This is a genomic window from Burkholderia sp. AU6039 (assembly GCF_002223365.1).
In the GTDB taxonomy this organism is placed as follows: Bacteria; Pseudomonadota; Gammaproteobacteria; order Burkholderiales; family Burkholderiaceae; genus Burkholderia.
This window is the reverse complement of the sequence record NZ_NKFK01000005.1, coordinates 1,736,155-1,751,863: the sequence shown is the minus strand read 5'-3', so window position 1 is coordinate 1,751,863 and position 15,709 is coordinate 1,736,155. Positions and strand designations below refer to the sequence as shown.

Genomic DNA, 15,709 nt, shown 5'->3' with positions numbered 1-15,709 from the left:
TGGCAAGCGGAAATCGGAGGGAAGCGGGGGGCCGTCGCGGTCAGCGCGACAGCACCGGTTCGGGCACGGGCGCCCACAGGTCGGCCAGCGTCGACGTGCGCGACGGATCGGCGAGATCCTTGCCGAACCGCAGGTGGAAATACGCTTCGGGGTCGATCGACGAATCGAACAGCCGCGTATAGCCGGTGCGGTCGTACAGCGCCCATGCTTCGGGCTGGCGAAAACCGGTGGTCAGGTAGATGCGGCGATAGCCTTGCTGCGCGGCGCGCAGTTCGAGCGCCTCGACGATGACGCGGGCGAGGCCCTGGCGGCGCAGGTCCGAGCGGGTCCAGATGCGTTTGAGCTCGGCGGTCTGCGCGTCGTAGCGCTTGAACGCGCCGCCGCCGATCGTCTCGCCGTCGCGCAGCAGCAGCACGAACGCGCCTTCGGGCGGCGCGAACACTTCGGCCGGGTAGCGTGCGAGTTCTTCGCGGGCGGACGCGTGGCTGTCGGGCCGATAGGCGTGGTAACGGGTCGAATACTCGTCGATCAGCGCGTCGATCAGCGGTTGCGCGCGGACGTCGAGCGGCGTCGTGTCGATGATGCGGTCGGTCGTGGCCATGGGCATCGCGAAGGGCGCGCGATGCGGACGTTCCTGGCGGGGTGCGGGCACGCGGCCCGTCCGGTCTGTTCCGTTATCGCGACGCGGTTGTCGTGATGGCGGCGGCCGGTGCGTGTCCTGCTGCGATGCGGGTGGCGGGCCGCCGCCGTTTTGAACACGTTAGCGGCGCGGCCGGCAAAGGCGAACGAAGCAATTTCGATAAGGATTTCGCGGGAAGCGTCAGAAGGCTTGCAGCGGGAGTGGGGTGGGGTGACGGGGGATCGCGCATGCGTCGAGGCGTGTGCCGGACGCATGCGCGATCCTGAAGCGCAAGCGCCTAGGCCGCGCGAACTTCGGCGAGCAGATCGGGGTGACGATCCAGCAGCTTCAGCAATTTCACGAGGGCAAGCGGCGGATTCGTCTTGCCTGTTTCGTAACGGGAGAACGCGTTGACGCCGCCGCCGAAGAGCTCGGCCGCCTCGCGCTGGTCCAGCTTCAGCTTCTTGCGCACCTTCGCGATGTACTTCGGGTCGACGAGGGTGGCGTTCACCTGCTTGTTGAATTCGGTGATTGCTTCGCCGAGACGGGTCGCCTCGTCGAGATCCAGCACCGATTCCCCGCAGGCCGGGCAGAAATCGCCGGTGATATCGCGAACGACAGTCGACCGGCCCTTGTAGGTATAGGGGATGTCTCGCGTGTCGCGGACCAGCTTGGCGGCACCGCAGGCAGGGCACTTCATGTTCAACGCTCCTTGAAAGACACGATCAGCACATCGTCGATCACCGTCAGTTTCAGGTACACGTCGCCGCGCACCGTGAAAGGTCGGTAGACGTCCTGCCAGATCGTGTGGTCGGCGTACGTCGTCATGCTCTTGTGGAAGTCGAGATCGGTCAGCGACAGCACGACACCGAGCGCCTCCCGTTCCGTGAAACCCAATAGCCGGGCGCCGAGTACCGCGCTCGCCGTTAGCCGGACCTGGCCGGATTCGACGAGCGCTTTCACGCGCAGCAGCTTGCAATGAGGCGTTCTCTTTTCCATCTGCGATCATAACCAAGTAAGTTAATTTGTCAAGTTGGTTAATGACGAACGCATGCCGTCCGCCATGACTGGCAGACAGCAAGGAAAGGAGAGAGGTCCGGATTTAGGCCGTCTGGCCGATGCTCGGCGGCGCCGACAACTCCGCCAGCTGGAACAGGCAATCGCCGCGCTGCACCTGCGCGGGCACGCGCTTGCACACCACTTCGCCGTCACCCTTGAAGCGGTGCAGCACCGGCTCGCGCAGCGGCGTATCGGGGAAATGCACCCACGCGGCCGGCTGCCCGGCCTTCACCTGGTCGCCGAGTTCGACGAGCGGCTCGTACAGCCCGCGCTCGTACGCGTAGACGAAGTGGCGCTCGCCGTCGACGCGCATGAAGCGCGTGACGGTGGGTGGCGCATCGGGCACGAGCGCGCCGCGCAGCAGGCCGATATGGCCGAGGTAGTGCAGCAGCCCGTGGCGGCCCATCCGGATCAGCGACGGATCGGCCATGCCCGCGCCGCCGAGTTCGGTCACGATCGAGATCGCGCCCTGCCGGCGCGCGGCCGACGCCGAATGCACGGGATTCGGCGCATGCAGCAGCGCATTGTGCAGCCCGAACGCGACCAGCAGCCCGTTGAGCTTCGCCGCTTCGTCGGCGTCGAGCGGATCGATCGCGAGCATGTTGCCGCCCTGGTACAGCAGCGAGCTGCCGCCCGAGTGCAGGTCGACCAGATACTCCGCGCGCGACAGCAGCGCATGCTCGATGTAGTGGGCGATCATCTGCGTCGGCGTGCCGGTCGGATCACCGGGGAAACTGCGGTTCAGGTTGCCTTCGTCGAGCGGCGACACGCGCAGGCCGGCATCCGCCGCCGGGAAATTCGCCATCGGCAGCAGGATCAACTGCCCGCTGACCATCTCGGGCTCGATCTCGCGCATCAGTTGCGACACGATGATCTGGCCTTCGTACTCGTCGCCGTGATTGCCGGCCATCACGAGCGCGACCGGGCCGTCGCCGTTGCGGATCGACGCGATCGGGATCGGCAGCCAGCCGTACGCCGAGCGGTGGACGGAATGCGGCAGCCGCAGGTAGCCCGCGTGCTTGCCTTGTGCGTCGAGATCGATTTCGCAGTGGATGGGATTGCGGTGCGAGGAAGAGGCGGTCATGGCGGCATCGTTCGATGAACGGAATTCGCCATCTTATCGGGAAACGACCGCCGCGCGCCGGGCCCGACGCGCGCAACGCCGAATGCCATCAACCGGCACGCGCATGGATCATGGGCACGGCGCGTTGCACAGCCGATACGCGAGGCCCCGTGCGATGTTGCAGCGATGAACGCATGCCGGCAGGTCGGCCGGCTGCATTCGGGCGGGATGTTTCGCGCCGGCCCCTTGCCGCGACAGGGCCGGCGCGCGCAGCCGCGTTACCGGCCCGATGTTTCAGCTTCGAGACGTCCTTCTTCCCACAGCGCCCAGAAACGGCTGCCGGCGCGATACGGATTCCCGCGGCGTGCGCCGTGATCGGCGATGCCCTGGCGAAATGCGCCGTACAGCGTCAACGGCGGATTGTCGACGCATCGGGCCTCGCGGGCGGCCGGCATGCGGCTTTCGGACACGAGCCGGCGGATCAGCGATTCGCCGTCGATCACGTCCAGTGCGTCGATGGTTTCGCTGCGGCTGAGGACTTCGACGGTATTCATGTTGGGTCTCCCTGACAACCTGTTTCCCTGACAGGGAGCAATAAGAGTGCCAGGCTTGAAACGCCTTGCGCTGCGTCGATCGTGCCGGCTTCTGCAGCCAACGTGACGGGTGGCGGGCGGCGATGTTACGGAACACGTCACGTGACACGCGAACGCGCGACGACACGTGCGGCCACGCAAAGCGTTGCGGAATTGAATCGTCGGGAGGAGGCGGAGGCGGGGGAAAGCGGGTGGCGCAGCCGGGTCAGCTCGCGGTGACCGGCGTGACCCGGCTGCTGCCGCTCGAATAGAAACGATAGATGCCCTTGCCTGCGGACTTCGCGTCGTACAGCGCGCTGTCGGCCTGCCGGATCAGTTCGTCGGGGGAGCCGTGCCCGTCGTCGAGCGCGATGCCGATGCTGATCCCGAGGCTCACGGTCTCGCCGATCGACAGCGTGTACGGCGCCGAGATCTGCCGGATGATGCGCGCGGCGAGGAGCGAGCACGTGTGCATCGTCGTATCGTCGATCGCGACGACGAACTCGTCGCCGCCGATGCGAGCCGCCAGCTCGCCGGACGACAGCGTCTTGCCGAGCCGCACGGCGACCTGCGTGAGCACGTCGTCGCCGGCCTGGTGGCCGAACCGGTCGTTGATCGCCTTGAAGCCGTCGAGGTCGAGATACATGACGGCGAGCGCGGGGCCCGGCGCGCGCGGCCGGCGCGCGAGCATCCGCTTGAGCTCGGCATGCAGTTCATGACGGTTCGGCAAGCCCGTCAGCGCATCGTGCCGCGCGAGATGCCGGATGTGCTGCTCGGTCCGGCGCCGCGCGGTGACATCCTCGACGATGATCACCGCGTTGCCGTCGGGCACGCGGTGGCGCGTCAGTTCGAGCTGGCGGCCGTCGGCGAGCACGACGTCGAGCGGCGCGGGTTCGTCGCAGGCCAGCCAGAGTTCGCACTGCGCGGCGAGAATGGCGCCGCCGGGATCGGTCGCGTCGTTCGCGCCGAGCGCCGCGACGACGGCGGGCAACGGCGTATCGAGCATGATTTCGCGCGGCGAGCCGAACAGTTGCGCGGTGCGCCGGTTCGCGACGATCACGCGGCGCTCGCCGTCGATCATGCACAGGCCGTGCGGCATGTAAGTGAGCGCGGCGTCGAAGCGCGCGACGAGTTCGGCGTTGCGCTGGCGCGCGGCGATCAGCGCGACGAGCACGCGATAGTGACGCTGGACGACCGTGCGCATCGCGGCGAGATAAATCGCGAGCGGCGGCAGCAGCAGCCACGCGCCTGACCGTTGGGCCAGCAGCGCACCGACGCCGATCGGCAGCACGCCGAGCGCGACCTGCATCATCGCGAGCCGCGGCAGCGCCGAATTGCGCGACGCGATTCCGCCGAACACGCCGCCCGCGACCATCACCGACAGCGTGCCGAGCTCGACGTCGACGGCCTGCACGCAGCCCATCACGCCGAGGCCGAGCACGAAGCACGCGACGAGCGACACGGGCGCATAGCGCAACGCCCAGTATTCGGCACGGTCGTCGCCGGCGTTGCGCTGAACGGTGTACGCGCGCGCGATCGAGAGCCGCGTGATGAGGAGGCCGACGTCGGCGATCAGCCACGCGAGGCACCACAGCTGCTGCAGCCGGATCAGCGCGACGGCCGCGACGAAGCCGCTCGCGAGCCCGGAGAGCGCCATCGGTCGGACGTCTTCGAACAGCGTAACGAGCATCGACGGGCGCAGCGCGGCCGTCACACGGTGGTTGCCGGAGGGGGGAGTGGCGAGAACGGAGTGCAGGAGAGATGCCCTGACTGCCATGGTTTTTAACCTCGACACGATGTCGCGTGATGTCGCGATGGCTGGCGGCGCCCGCACGGCACATGGCGGGCGCCCGGCCAGGCCGGATGCGCACGACATTACCATGAAACACGGGCGGCGCGGATAGCCCGGGTGGATGCCCGGGGAGGCCCGCGGTACCGCTCGCCGCGCCGGCCACTCGTCGTCAACCACGCCCGCGAATGGCTTGCGCATTCGCCGGCGCCGGGGCAGCATCGTGGCGAACGGAATGCAGCGCGGCGACCCGCAGGAGACCGGTCACCGTGCACGGCGGGCCGCTGCAAACGGGCACGCGACGCGGTCGAATTGCTACCCGCGACCGGCTGCCGCAGCCCGGCTGAATACCGTTATAAGAAATTCAATAAGTATTTCATGCGAGAAATACTATAGGCGATATATCTAAAACAATGCCAGAATGCGCGCCGCTCCGAACGTCGCGACACCCGATCGCCGTCCGAGCCGCATCAGGAGGTTCCCCCCAATGAAAAACCACGGCCTGTCACGGCGGGGTTTTCTGAAAGCCAGCGTGCTGGCGGGTGTCGCGGTGTATGTCGCGCCCCTGGGCAGCCGCGCATTCGCGGCGCTCTTCGAAGAAAAACTCCTCACCCCCGTCAAATGGGATAGCGTCACCGGCATCCCCCAATTCCGCATCGACGGCATCGCGAAGGTCACCGGCTCGAAAGTGTTCGCCCGTGACGTGCGCGCCGCCGACATGCCGCACTGGCCGCAGCAGCAGTCGCATGCGCTGATCCTGCGCGTCACGCAGGCCGACCGCACCTACGAAGGCTTCGACCTGTCGCTGCTCGGCGACGACCTGAAGCCGGACCGCGTGGTCACGGCCGACGATCTCGCGCGCGACGGCGTCGCGTTCCCGGCGTTCTACGGCGACGACATGCTGCTGCCGGCCGGCAAGACGCCCGCGTATCTCGGTCATGCGGTCGCGATCCTCATCTATCACGACTTCGCGCGCTTCCGCTTCGCGAAGAACGCGCTCAAGTTCCGCGACGACGTGATCCGCTACGGCGCGGTCACCGGCCCGCTGGAGCGCGATCCGTGGGGCACCTTCCGCTATGTGCGCGTGGGCGGCAAGACGGCCTATGACGACGACGTCTATTCGAGCCTGAAGGACGCGCCGATCTTCCCGAGCATGATGCGCAAGCACCTGCCGGTGTGGCCGGACGGCAAGGAGCACGGCAAGCTCGACGAGCAGGGCATGTTCCTCGCCGGGCAGATCGCCAGCGAGCTCGACCATCCGTCGGCCGACTGGCTCGTGTTCGACCGCGAGTACAACACGCAGTCGGTCGACACGTCCGCGCTCGAACCGGACAACGCGAACTGCTGGTACGACACCGCGACGCAGTCGCTGCACCTCGTCGTGCCGACCCAGTCGCCGCTCGAAGTGGCGGAGAACGCGGCCGCGATGGTCGCGAAGTGCCGCTTCCCGGTGAAGAAGCTGTTCGTGCATCCGTGCTACACGGTCGGCTACGGCTCCAAGGATCACTTCAACGTGCCGTTCTACGGCCTCGTCTGCGCGCTGTACGCGGACGGCCGCCCGGTGCGTTTCGCGAACGACCGCTACGAGCAGTTCCAGACGTCGCTGAAGCGGCACGCGTTCAAGATGCACTACCGGATCGCGGTGGACCGCAACACGGGCCTGCTGCAGTCGTTCAAGGGCGACTTCGAGGCGAACGGCGGCGGGCGCTCGAACTTCTCGCCGTCGGTGGCGATGGTGGGGGCGACGGCCGCGCAATCGATCTATTACTTCCCGAAGAGCGACCTGGCCGCGGTCGCGATCGCGTCGCGCGCGATCGATGCCGGCTCGGCACGTGGCTACGGCACGCTGCAGAGCATGGCGGCGACCGAGATGGCGGTCGACGAGATCGCCGCGCAGCTGAACATCGACCCGATCGATTTCCGCCTGCGCAACGCGCTGCGCTCGGGGATGAAGAACACGCAGGGGGCGATTCCCGCCGGCGCGCTGCGCGTCGACGAGGTGCTCGAGCGCTCGAGGCAGCATCCGCTGTGGACGCGCCGCGCCGCGCGCAAGGCCGAATACGAGGCCGCGCATCCGGGCAAGCGCTACGGCGTCGGCTTCGCGTGCGTGCAGAAGGATTTCGGCACGGGCGCGGAAGCGTCGTTCGCGAAGGTCGAATTCGACGAGAACGGCAAGGTGTCGCTGCAGCACACGGCGGCCGAGATCGGCACCGGGATGTCGACGTCGCAGGCCGTCGCGGTCGCGAAATGGCTGGGCCGTCCGGCAACGGACGTGCGCGTGGCCGTGACCGAATGGCCGGACCTGCCGGTCGAGACCAGCGGCGATCCGTACCTCATGTCGCAGGCCGACCAGGATCGCCTGAGCGCGAACCCGCGCTGGTCGCCGAGCTATGCGTCGCCGTCGAGCGCGACGAACTCCGCGTACTACTTCACGCACAGCACGCGCGAAGCCGCGCGCGCGGTGTTCCGCTACGGCCTGTGGCCGGCGGCGATGTCGATCTGGACGCGCGGCCTCGGCGGCGGCCAGGCCGCGCCGTACACGATCCGCATCGAGGACGCGCGCTGGGTCGACGGCAAGCTGACCGCCGACGGCCTCGAGCCGCTGTCGTTCGAGCAACTCGCGAAGCAGGCCCATGCGCTCGGCCTGCCGACCGGCGCCGTCGTGCACGTGTTCAACCGCTGGCAGTGGACCGACGCCGAGTTCGAAGTGGGCGGCACGGTCGAGCGCCTGCCGATCGACGGGCTGTCGCTGCGTGTCGGCGCGCCGAAGACGGGCGACAACGGCCCGGTGCCCGGCACCGCCGCACCGGCCGGCGCGACCACGATGCGCGGCACGCTGGCGCCGACCGCGAACGGCTACCGCGTGCTGGACCGCAAGCGCGTGTTCATCCCGCCGACGAGCCGCAACAACGCGGCCGTCACGTACTACACGGCAGTCGGCACGCTGGTCGAGCTGGCCGTGCACGAAGCGACCGGCAAGGTCGAGCTGCTCACGCACCACTCGATCATGGAATGCGGCAACCAGATTTCGCCGCAGCTCGTGTCGGGCCAGTTGCAGGGCGGTCTCGCGATGGGGATCGGCCATGCGCTGCACGAATACCTGCCGCTCTATGAAGACGGCCCCGGCAACGGCACGTGGAACTTCAACCGTTACCAGCTGCCGCGCGCGTCCGATGTCGCCGTCTGGACGCAGACGGGCGACGTGCTGCCGCCGCTGTCCGAGACCGATCCGCCGAAGGGCGTCGCCGAAGTGGTGATGATTCCCGTCGTCGGCGCGATCGTGAACGGCATCGCGCACGCGATCGGCCATCGTTTCACCGACCTGCCGGTGACCCCGCAAAAGATTCAGGAGGTGCTCGCATGACGACCGCCCAAACCGCGGCTTCGGCCGCGAGCGCCAGCGCCGCTGCGACCGGCGCTTCCGCGCCGAGCGCGGCTTCGGCCGCACCGGCACCGGCATTGGCCCCGGCCGCGGCTGTGCCGGCTTCGGCACCGGCTGCCGTCGAGCGTCCGCTCGTCCGGTTCCAGTCGAAACCGCTGTCGATCAATATCAACGGCAAGTCCGTCGGCCCGATGCAGGTGCCGGAAGGGCTGATGATGATCGAGTTCCTGCACGAATACGCGGGCCTCACCGGTTCGCGGCTCGGCTGCGGGCAGGGCATCTGCCACGCGTGCGTCGTGATCGTCGACAAGCCGGACGGCACGAGCGAGGAAATGCGCACCTGCATCACCGGCGCGCACTTCTTCCACGGCCGCTCGATCCGCACGATCGAAGGCCACGCGAAGCGCAACGAAGCGGGCGAAGTGGTCGAGCTGTCGGCGATCCAGCAGAAGTTCCTCGAGCACTTCAGCTTCCAGTGCGGCTACTGCACGCCGGGCTTCGTCAACGCGGCGACCGTGCTGATCGAACGCCTGAAGCGCGAGCCGATCGCGAAGGCCGACGTCGAGCGCACGATCACCGAGGCGCTCGATGCGCACCTCTGCCGCTGCACGGGCTATGTCCGCTACTACGAAGCCGTCAAGGACGTGGTGCTGACGACGCCGGGACTCGTGAAGGACGCCGCATGAAACGCACATTCGCTCATCGTGTCGCGCGGGCTGCGGGCTTGCCCGCGCTCGCGGCCGCCTGCGCGCTGCTGCTCGCCGCCTGCGGCGGCCATGACGCACCGGCCTCGAACGCGGCTTCCGGCGCGCCGGGTGCCGACCCGATCGCGCGCGGCCGCTACCTCGTCAAGGCTGCCGACTGCGCGGCGTGCCACACCGCGAAGGACGGCGCACCGTTCGCCGGCGGCGCGCCCCTCGAATCGCCGTTCGGCACGTTCTACGGTTCGAACATCACGCCCGACAAGGATCACGGGATCGGCAGCTGGAGCGCGGACGATTTCTATGCCGCGCTGCACGACGGCAAGGCGCCGGGCAAGCGCCTGTATCCGTCGATGCCGTACACGTCGTACCGTCAGCTCACGCGCGCCGATTCCGACGCGATGTACGCGTACCTGAAGACCGTCAAGCCGGTCGCGCTGGAAAACCGCGAGCACGAGCTGAAGTTCCCGTACAACCTGCGTTTCGGGATGGTCTTCTGGGACATGGTGTTCCTGAAGGACAGCCTGCCCGATGCGTCGACCGGCCAGTCCGCCGACTGGCAGCGCGGCCGCTATCTGGCGGGTGCGCTCGGCCATTGCGCGGAATGCCATACGCCGCGCGCGTTCACGGGCCAGCTCGACAGCGCGAAGCCGTTCGCCGGCGCCGCGCTCGGCCGCGTGGCCGCGCCCGACATCACGCCGGCCGGCCTCGCCGCGCGCGGCTGGACGGGCGCCGACCTGCAGACGTTCTTCGGCGTCGGCATCGCGCCGCAAGGCTCGGCGTTCGGCGAGATGTACCCGGTCGTGCACCTGAGCACCCAGACCATGACGAAGGACGACCTGCGCGCGCTGTCCGTGTACCTGCTCGGCGATACGCCGCCCGCGCCGCAACCGGTGAAGCCGGTGTCGGCCGACGCCGCGCAGCTCGCGGCCGGCCGCTCGGTGTATCTCGCGGTCTGCGCGGGCTGTCACGGCTTCAACGGTGAAGGCAAGCCGCACGTGGCGGTGCCGATGAACGGCAATTCGACGGTGCGTCAGGGCGATCCGCGCAACCTGCTGGTCGCGATGCTCGACGGCATCGGCGAGCAGAAGTTTGCCGGGTTCGAGAACCTGCAGCCGATGCCCGGTTTCGCGCACACGCTGAGCGACGACGAACTCGCGCAGCTCGCGAACTACCTGCGTGCGACGTGGGGCGGCCAGCCCGCGAGCGTCACGCCGGCCGACGTGAAGGCCATGCGTTAAGTCGTGCCGCAGGGCGGGGCGTCGCGCGCGAGTCAGCCGGTTTCCGGCGCTCGCGCGCGACGCGTCGTCCGATTTTTTTTCGGCGGCGCTTCAGTAGCCGCTGCCGCCTCCGCCTCCGCTGCCTCCCGAGCCGCTACCGCCATACCGGCTCATGCCCGGTCCCTGCGCAGGGCCACTCCCCGACGACATGCATCCCGCCGACAGCACGAGCACCAGCGCGGCGATCAGCGCCGCGGTCCACCTTGCCGATTTCATGTCCGCCTCCTTGCCACGCGCGGGACGCTGGAAAGGCCGGTTCGCTTGAACCGCGCGTCTGCGTGCTGACGGAACATGAAACGTTTCGGGCGGGCGGTTTATTCCATGCATATTGCGTATCGTGGCCCGGGACGGGGGGCAGACCGGATGCATCTTGCCGTGCCTTGGTACACTCCGGCGGCCGCCATTCCGATTCCGACTACAAAAACATGAGTGCTACCGCAGAACGTCCGCCGTCGCGTCTGTCCAATCCTGTCGTGTTCGGCTGCATGTCGTTTGCCGTCGGCGGCCCGCTGGTCGCATCGCTCGCCTGGCCGGCCGTGATGCTGATCGCGTGGTCGTTGATCGACGGTCCGTCGTGGGAGGTACTGAAAGTCAGCGCCGGCATGGTGCCGCTGATCTTCTTCGCGTCGTTCCTGTTCGGCTATTTCGTGCCGGCGGCCGTGGCGGGCGGCATCATGGGCGCCATCGGCACGCGGATCCGGCGGCGCTGGTTCGTGCTGCTGGGGATGATCGTCGGGGCAGGCGCGATGATCGGCTTCGTCGAACTCGTGGCCTACCTGCTGAAATCCGACAAGGTCGGCGACATCAACGCGATCGCCACGCTCGATGCGATCGTGACGTCGGCCGTGCTGTCGCACTGGCTTCATCGGCGGCTCGCACGCCGGCGTTGAATGCGACGCAGTGCGTCATCGGGCGCTGTGTCGTTGCACGCGAGCATGCAGCGGACGGAACCGCGCGGCCGCTTTCGCGGCCAGCGGGCCGGGATGCTGCTCCTGAAGCCAATGCCGCCGTCGCGGTGCCCTGCGATCAACGATAGACGAGATCGGCGCGGCGATTCTGCGCCCATGCATCCTCGTCGTGGCCGAGCGCGACCGGCTTTTCCTTGCCGAGGCTCACCGCCTCGAGTTGCGTGGCCGGCACGCCGAGCGTCTCGAGCCCGCTCATCACGGCCTGCGAGCGGCGTTGGCCGAGCGCGAGGTTGTATTCGGACGTGCCGCGTTCGTCGGTGTTGCCCTGGATCAGCACGTGCCGCGCCGGATGGCTGCGCAGATAGTCGGCATGCGCCTGCAGCAGCGACTGGAATTCGGGCTTGACGGAGTACTGGTCGAAATCGAAGTAGATGCTGCGCTTCGCGAGCGGGCTGTTCGGATTATCGAGATCGTCGGCCGTCACCGTTGCGACGGCTTCGCTCGAGGGTGTCGGCGCCGTGCCGGCATTCTCGGGCGTCTTCGCCGCATGGTGGCAGCCGGCCAGCAGCACGAAGGTTGCCAGGACCGCAAATCGGTTCGTTTTGCTCATCGTTCGTCTCCAGCGGTTGACTGCGTTGAACGCGTGGGGCGTGCGTCCGGCACGCCCGTATCCGGCCGGCATGGCGCGAAAGGCCCGGCACGCACGATGTGAAGCATGTTCGTAAGCCGGTGGTGCGCCATATGAAAGAGTGTCGCGACCGGAACGCCAAATCTCGGCGTCGCTGCAAACAGAGTAGGAAAAATGTCACAGCGTGACCAGTTTCTCCGCATTTTTTTGCGCCGATGCGACAGTCCGGGCGGCATTTTTGCCGTTGCGCAGGGCGCTGTCACAGCGAAAAGACCGCGCACGGGCGCGGTCTTCCCGGTTCGGCACATGACGATCGGGCGGTGCTGGAACGCTTGCCTGATACGTCCGTCGGCGCAGCCGCGTTGCGTTGCGCCGCTCCGTCTTGCGTCGTCAGAACTTGTGCCGCAGCCCCAGGGCGACGACGACCTGGTTGCTGTTCGCCGACGGCGTCAGCGTCCAGACGGTCGCGTTGAATGCGGGATGGCCGTTGCCGCCGCTCACGCTCTGGTAGACGCCTTCGAGATACGCATCGGTGCGCTTCGACAGCGCATAGTCGGCCTGCGCCACGACCTGATTCCATTTCGGGCGCGTCTGGCCGGTGTGCGTGTCGAAGCGGCCCATCGTGTACGTGTAGGCGGCCGCGAGGCTCAACGCCCGCGTGACGGCGTAGCGCCCGTCGATCGAGAAGTTGTCGAACACCAGCGATTCACCCTTCAGCGGCGCGATGCCGCCGCCCTGGAGCACGCCCGTCACGCCGTCGGTGGTCGAGTGCGACCACGCGGCGCCGACCGAATGCGGCCCGAATGCATAGCGGCCGGCCGCGGCCCAGATCTGCTGGTTGCCGCCGGTGATCGTCGCCGAGCCGTCGACCGTGCTGAGCGCGCCGTTCGGGTTCGGCGCATTGCGGTCGCGGCTGATCTTCAGGTAGCCGGCGCCGAGCTTCAGCGGCCCGTTCGCGTACGACACGCCCGCGCTCCATGCCGCGTTGTTGGAGAACTGTCCGGCCGTGTTCGAGAACCCGAACATCGCGCCGAACGTCAGCCCGCGGTACGTCGGGCTCGTGTACTTCACCGCGTGGTTGATGCGGAGGTTGCGGTTCGAATCGTCGTTGTCGTACGGATGCACCGCGAGGTTGCCGCCCCAGCCGGGGCCGGACGCACCAAGCGGCGTCACGAAATCGAGGATCAGGTCGTACTGGCGGCCGAACGTGAGCGTGCCGGCCGTTTTCGAGCTCAGGCCGATCCATGCCTGGCGGCCGAACAGGTCGACGCCTTTCTGCGACAGTGCGCCGGTGGTGCCCGAGAAGCCGTTCTCGAGCGTGAAGACCGCAGCCGTCCCGCCGCCCAGATCCTCGCGGCCGCGCAGCCCCCAGCGCGACGCGTTCAGTGCGCCGCTCGTCATCGCGACGGCACCGCTGCCCGGCGAGCCGGCGCCGTGCGTGCGCTGGTTGGTCGCGTAGGTGATCGACGTGTCGATCAGGCCGTACAGCGTCACGCTGCTCTGTGCGTGTACTCCGCTCGATGCGAGAGCGGTCAGGCAGGTGGCAATGGCGGTCCCCGCGAGTCGAGTGCTGGCGTGCTGGTTCATCTTGTAGGAATGCATAGGAGTTTTTATCGTTTTTCCGGCCGAGTGGCCGGCGGATCGAGCGGCCATTATTGGAGATCGTATGGCGGTCGATTAAGGCGTTGCACAGGAAAGGTCCTCTGCAAAATCGCGTGGAATCGCGGCGAGGTGGGGGCGCAGAGAGGGTCAAGCGGCGGCCGCGTATTGACGCGACCGCAGTGTGGGGGGCGTGCGCGCGAGGGGCCGGCGCACGAAGCCCGGCCCCGCGCCCGTCAATGCGGCATCACGAGGCGCGGATCGATATACGCGTCGATGTCCTGCGACTGCTTGTACACGCCGTTGCGCACGTTGAACGCATTTGCGTTGCGCGTCGAGCCGTAGATCGAGTCGAGCCCGTCGCCCTTGCGGAACGCGCGCTTCGCGGCGGCTTCGTCGAGGAGGTGCGTCCCCTTCAGCAGCGGGAGGTATTGCTCCGGCGCAAGCCCGACGCGTGCGGACATGATCCGGACCGCGTCGGCCTGCGTCTTCGGATCGTTGATGTAGGCGACGCAGCGGTACCAGACCTTGATCACCTTGGCCCAGTCGGCGCGGCGCGCGGCGAGGCTGGCCGGCGCGACGGTAATGGCGTCGTAGATCAGCCCCGGCGCATCCGCCGACGTGAAGATCGCACGTGCGCCCGGCGCGCGCTTCAACGCCTCGCCTGCATTCGGCTGCCAGGCGGCCACCGCGGCGATGTCCGTCGACGAGCCGAGCACCTGCGGCAGTTCGTTGGTTTTCGCGTTCACGAGCGTCACGTCGCCGTCCTTCAGCCCGTGCTTTTGCAGCGCGGTTTCGAGCAGCAGGTGATCGACGAGGCCGAGTTCGACGCCGACCTTCTTGCCCTTCAGCGCCTCCACGCTGCGCAGCGGCGGCTTGGCGACGATCATGTCGTTGCCGGCGGAATAGTCGGTGAGCAGGATCATCACGTTCTTCGCGCCGGCCGAGCCCGTGACGAGCGCGTCGCCGTTCGTCGCCGCGACCGCGTCGAGCTTGCCTGCCGAAAACGCGTCGAGCGATGCCGAGTAATCGAACCATTCGAAATCGACGTCGACACCGGCTTCCTTGAACCACCCTTTGTCGAGTGCGACCTGGAACGCGACCCAGCCGGGCCAGTCGCTGTAGCCGATCTTGAGCGGCGCGGCCGCGTGCGCGGCGGGCGTCATGAGGAGCGTGGCGGCCGCGGCGGCGGCGCCCAATGCGTGACGGACGGAACGGCGGGACAGCAGGCGGCGGAGCACCAGGGCGGGGCGGGTCATCGTTTTCTCCAGGAGACCGGGATCGGGATCGTCGATACGGACCGTGCGCGTGCGCGGTCCGGCCGCGTGGCCGGTTCCTGCGGATGCGGAACGAATGAAGCGGCCACGGAGAGGCGCGACGGCCGTTGCCATCGCCAATCTCCCGGGCTTTTGTCCCGCCGTGTAGCGCGTGCGCGTCCGGTCTCGCGATCGGACGCACCCGCGCCGGGCTGCTCTCGGACCAGACGTTCGATGAACCGGAACCCTAGCACCCCTAAGATGCGACGCCGCCGCACCTCTCGGCGTCATGCCGAGCGAGAAGCGTGCCAACGGCACGCGGCGGGGCGGCTCAGCGGCGGCGCGACCTGCGCTGCAGTTCGATGAAGCGGGCGGAGAAGAGCGCGCTCAGCGCGCGCCGGAGCAGGTCGAGCTTGTTCATGAGGTGTCGCGTATCGAGTGAAGGTGCATGCACTCAGCAATGCCCATGCCATCGCCGGTCGTGTCGTGCAGGCCGGCGCGGCGCGCACTGCGCCGGTGCGGCCGCGCGTTCGCATGGTGCGCGGCACGCCCGCCGCGAGGGCGGCCATCCGCACCCGGTGCGGTGTCCGTCAGCGCGCGCACGCCGGAAAGCCGCGTGGCACGGCGATTCCTCGCACGCTGGCACGCAACTCGCTTAGTCGATGCCCGAGAGGTGCGAAGCAATTTGCATCATCTTCAGGATCGCTAGGGTTCCGGTCGTGCGGCGTTCGCGCCGCGCGATGGCTGGTCCGAGAGCAATCCGGTCTTGTCTTCTCCTCGCTTCGAGGAAACGGCGAGGCTCCACGGAGGGATAAAAGCCCGGGAGGTCGCGATGTCGTTCGGTCGCCCTCTC

General features: G+C 67.9%; 14 protein-coding genes and 2 riboswitches. Of the genes, 4 read left to right on the top strand and 10 right to left on the bottom strand.

The annotated features are described in order from the left end of the window. Positions 1-40: 40 nt before the first annotated feature. From CFB39_RS25520 to CFB39_RS25495, 6 genes are all read right to left on the bottom strand, one after another. Positions 41-601, bottom strand: a complete 561-nt coding sequence (locus tag CFB39_RS25520; protein ID WP_089474921.1) for a GNAT family N-acetyltransferase — start codon at positions 599-601, stop codon at positions 41-43. Between the two features lie 316 nt (positions 602-917). Next, positions 918-1,319, bottom strand: coding sequence for a type II TA system antitoxin MqsA family protein (locus tag CFB39_RS25515; protein WP_089442431.1), 402 nt, complete (start codon positions 1,317-1,319; stop codon positions 918-920). Positions 1,320-1,321: 2 nt separating this feature from the next. Next, positions 1,322-1,618 carry a type II toxin-antitoxin system MqsR family toxin gene (locus tag CFB39_RS25510; protein ID WP_089427443.1) on the bottom strand — a complete coding sequence of 99 codons (297 nt, stop codon included), beginning with the start codon at positions 1,616-1,618 and terminating at the stop codon, positions 1,322-1,324. Positions 1,619-1,721: 103 nt separating this feature from the next. Further along, complete coding sequence (locus CFB39_RS25505; RefSeq protein WP_089474920.1) at positions 1,722-2,762, bottom strand: succinylglutamate desuccinylase/aspartoacylase family protein; 1,041 nt, start codon at positions 2,760-2,762, stop codon at positions 1,722-1,724. Between the two features lie 257 nt (positions 2,763-3,019). Next, entirely contained in the window at positions 3,020-3,295 is a 276-nt protein-coding gene (locus CFB39_RS25500; protein ID WP_089427445.1) for a hypothetical protein, read from the bottom strand. Between the two features lie 244 nt (positions 3,296-3,539). Beyond that, entirely contained in the window at positions 3,540-5,090 is a 1,551-nt protein-coding gene (locus tag CFB39_RS25495; protein WP_089474919.1) for a sensor domain-containing diguanylate cyclase, read from the bottom strand. A 499-nt stretch (positions 5,091-5,589) separates the two neighbouring features. On the opposite strand from CFB39_RS25495, the gene CFB39_RS25490 reads away from it, so the two are divergent. From CFB39_RS25490 to CFB39_RS25480, 3 genes are read left to right on the top strand one after another with little or no spacing between them, the layout of a single operon-like run. Continuing rightward, a complete protein-coding gene (locus CFB39_RS25490) occupies positions 5,590-8,466 on the top strand; it encodes a xanthine dehydrogenase family protein molybdopterin-binding subunit (RefSeq protein WP_089474918.1) in 2,877 nt (958 codons plus the stop codon). Further along, positions 8,463-9,170: a (2Fe-2S)-binding protein gene (locus CFB39_RS25485; RefSeq protein ID WP_089474917.1), complete on the top strand. Its 708-nt coding sequence runs from the start codon at positions 8,463-8,465 to the stop codon at positions 9,168-9,170. The genes CFB39_RS25490 and CFB39_RS25485 overlap by 4 nt, the downstream gene beginning before the upstream one ends. After that, positions 9,167-10,426: a cytochrome c gene (locus CFB39_RS25480; protein WP_089427449.1), complete on the top strand. Its 1,260-nt coding sequence runs from the start codon at positions 9,167-9,169 to the stop codon at positions 10,424-10,426. Before CFB39_RS25485 ends, CFB39_RS25480 begins: the two co-directional genes overlap by 4 nt. Positions 10,427-10,516: 90 nt before the next feature. On the opposite strand, the gene CFB39_RS40335 is transcribed toward CFB39_RS25480, so the two are convergent. Beyond that, positions 10,517-10,681 carry a hypothetical protein gene (locus CFB39_RS40335; protein ID WP_179257727.1) on the bottom strand — a complete coding sequence of 55 codons (165 nt, stop codon included), beginning with the start codon at positions 10,679-10,681 and terminating at the stop codon, positions 10,517-10,519. 209 nt (positions 10,682-10,890) lie between these two features. On the opposite strand from CFB39_RS40335, the gene CFB39_RS25475 reads away from it, so the two are divergent. Then, positions 10,891-11,355, top strand: a complete 465-nt coding sequence (locus tag CFB39_RS25475; RefSeq protein ID WP_089475665.1) for a hypothetical protein — start codon at positions 10,891-10,893, stop codon at positions 11,353-11,355. 136 nt (positions 11,356-11,491) lie between these two features. Here CFB39_RS25475 and pal read toward each other — a convergent pair whose 3' ends face one another. From pal to CFB39_RS25455, 3 genes are all read right to left on the bottom strand, one after another. Further along, positions 11,492-11,983: a peptidoglycan-associated lipoprotein Pal gene (pal, locus tag CFB39_RS25470; RefSeq protein WP_089427451.1), complete on the bottom strand. Its 492-nt coding sequence runs from the start codon at positions 11,981-11,983 to the stop codon at positions 11,492-11,494. 408 nt (positions 11,984-12,391) lie between these two features. Next, positions 12,392-13,603, bottom strand: a complete 1,212-nt coding sequence (locus CFB39_RS25460) for a porin (protein WP_089474916.1) — start codon at positions 13,601-13,603, stop codon at positions 12,392-12,394. 233 nt (positions 13,604-13,836) lie between these two features. Continuing rightward, entirely contained in the window at positions 13,837-14,859 is a 1,023-nt protein-coding gene (locus CFB39_RS25455; RefSeq protein ID WP_089427453.1) for an ABC transporter substrate-binding protein, read from the bottom strand. A 137-nt stretch (positions 14,860-14,996) separates the two neighbouring features. Next, positions 14,997-15,118, bottom strand: a riboswitch (guanidine-I (ykkC/yxkD leader). 432 nt (positions 15,119-15,550) lie between these two features. After that, positions 15,551-15,684, top strand: a riboswitch (guanidine-I (ykkC/yxkD leader). Positions 15,685-15,709: the final 25 nt, after the last annotated feature.

Bases quoted from the DNA above. Each gene is read 5' to 3' on its own strand.
- CFB39_RS25480 (WP_089427449.1), top strand. From the start codon at position 9,167: ATGAAACGCACATTCGCTCATCGTGTCGCGCGGGCTGCGGGCTTGCCC.
- CFB39_RS25485 (WP_089474917.1), top strand. From the start codon at position 8,463: ATGACGACCGCCCAAACCGCGGCTTCGGCCGCGAGCGCCAGCGCCGCT.
- CFB39_RS25515 (WP_089442431.1), bottom strand. From the start codon at position 1,319: ATGAAGTGCCCTGCCTGCGGTGCCGCCAAGCTGGTCCGCGACACGCGA.
- pal (WP_089427451.1), bottom strand. From the start codon at position 11,983: ATGAGCAAAACGAACCGATTTGCGGTCCTGGCAACCTTCGTGCTGCTG.
- CFB39_RS25500 (WP_089427445.1), bottom strand. From the start codon at position 3,295: ATGAATACCGTCGAAGTCCTCAGCCGCAGCGAAACCATCGACGCACTG.
- CFB39_RS25510 (WP_089427443.1), bottom strand. From the start codon at position 1,618: ATGGAAAAGAGAACGCCTCATTGCAAGCTGCTGCGCGTGAAAGCGCTC.
- CFB39_RS25520 (WP_089474921.1), bottom strand. From the start codon at position 601: ATGGCCACGACCGACCGCATCATCGACACGACGCCGCTCGACGTCCGC.
- CFB39_RS25475 (WP_089475665.1), top strand. From the start codon at position 10,891: ATGAGTGCTACCGCAGAACGTCCGCCGTCGCGTCTGTCCAATCCTGTC.
- CFB39_RS25505 (WP_089474920.1), bottom strand. From the start codon at position 2,762: ATGACCGCCTCTTCCTCGCACCGCAATCCCATCCACTGCGAAATCGAT.
- CFB39_RS25460 (WP_089474916.1), bottom strand. From the start codon at position 13,603: ATGCATTCCTACAAGATGAACCAGCACGCCAGCACTCGACTCGCGGGG.
- CFB39_RS40335 (WP_179257727.1), bottom strand. From the start codon at position 10,681: ATGAAATCGGCAAGGTGGACCGCGGCGCTGATCGCCGCGCTGGTGCTC.
- CFB39_RS25455 (WP_089427453.1), bottom strand. From the start codon at position 14,859: ATGACCCGCCCCGCCCTGGTGCTCCGCCGCCTGCTGTCCCGCCGTTCC.
- CFB39_RS25495 (WP_089474919.1), bottom strand. From the start codon at position 5,090: ATGGCAGTCAGGGCATCTCTCCTGCACTCCGTTCTCGCCACTCCCCCC.
- CFB39_RS25490 (WP_089474918.1), top strand. From the start codon at position 5,590: ATGAAAAACCACGGCCTGTCACGGCGGGGTTTTCTGAAAGCCAGCGTG.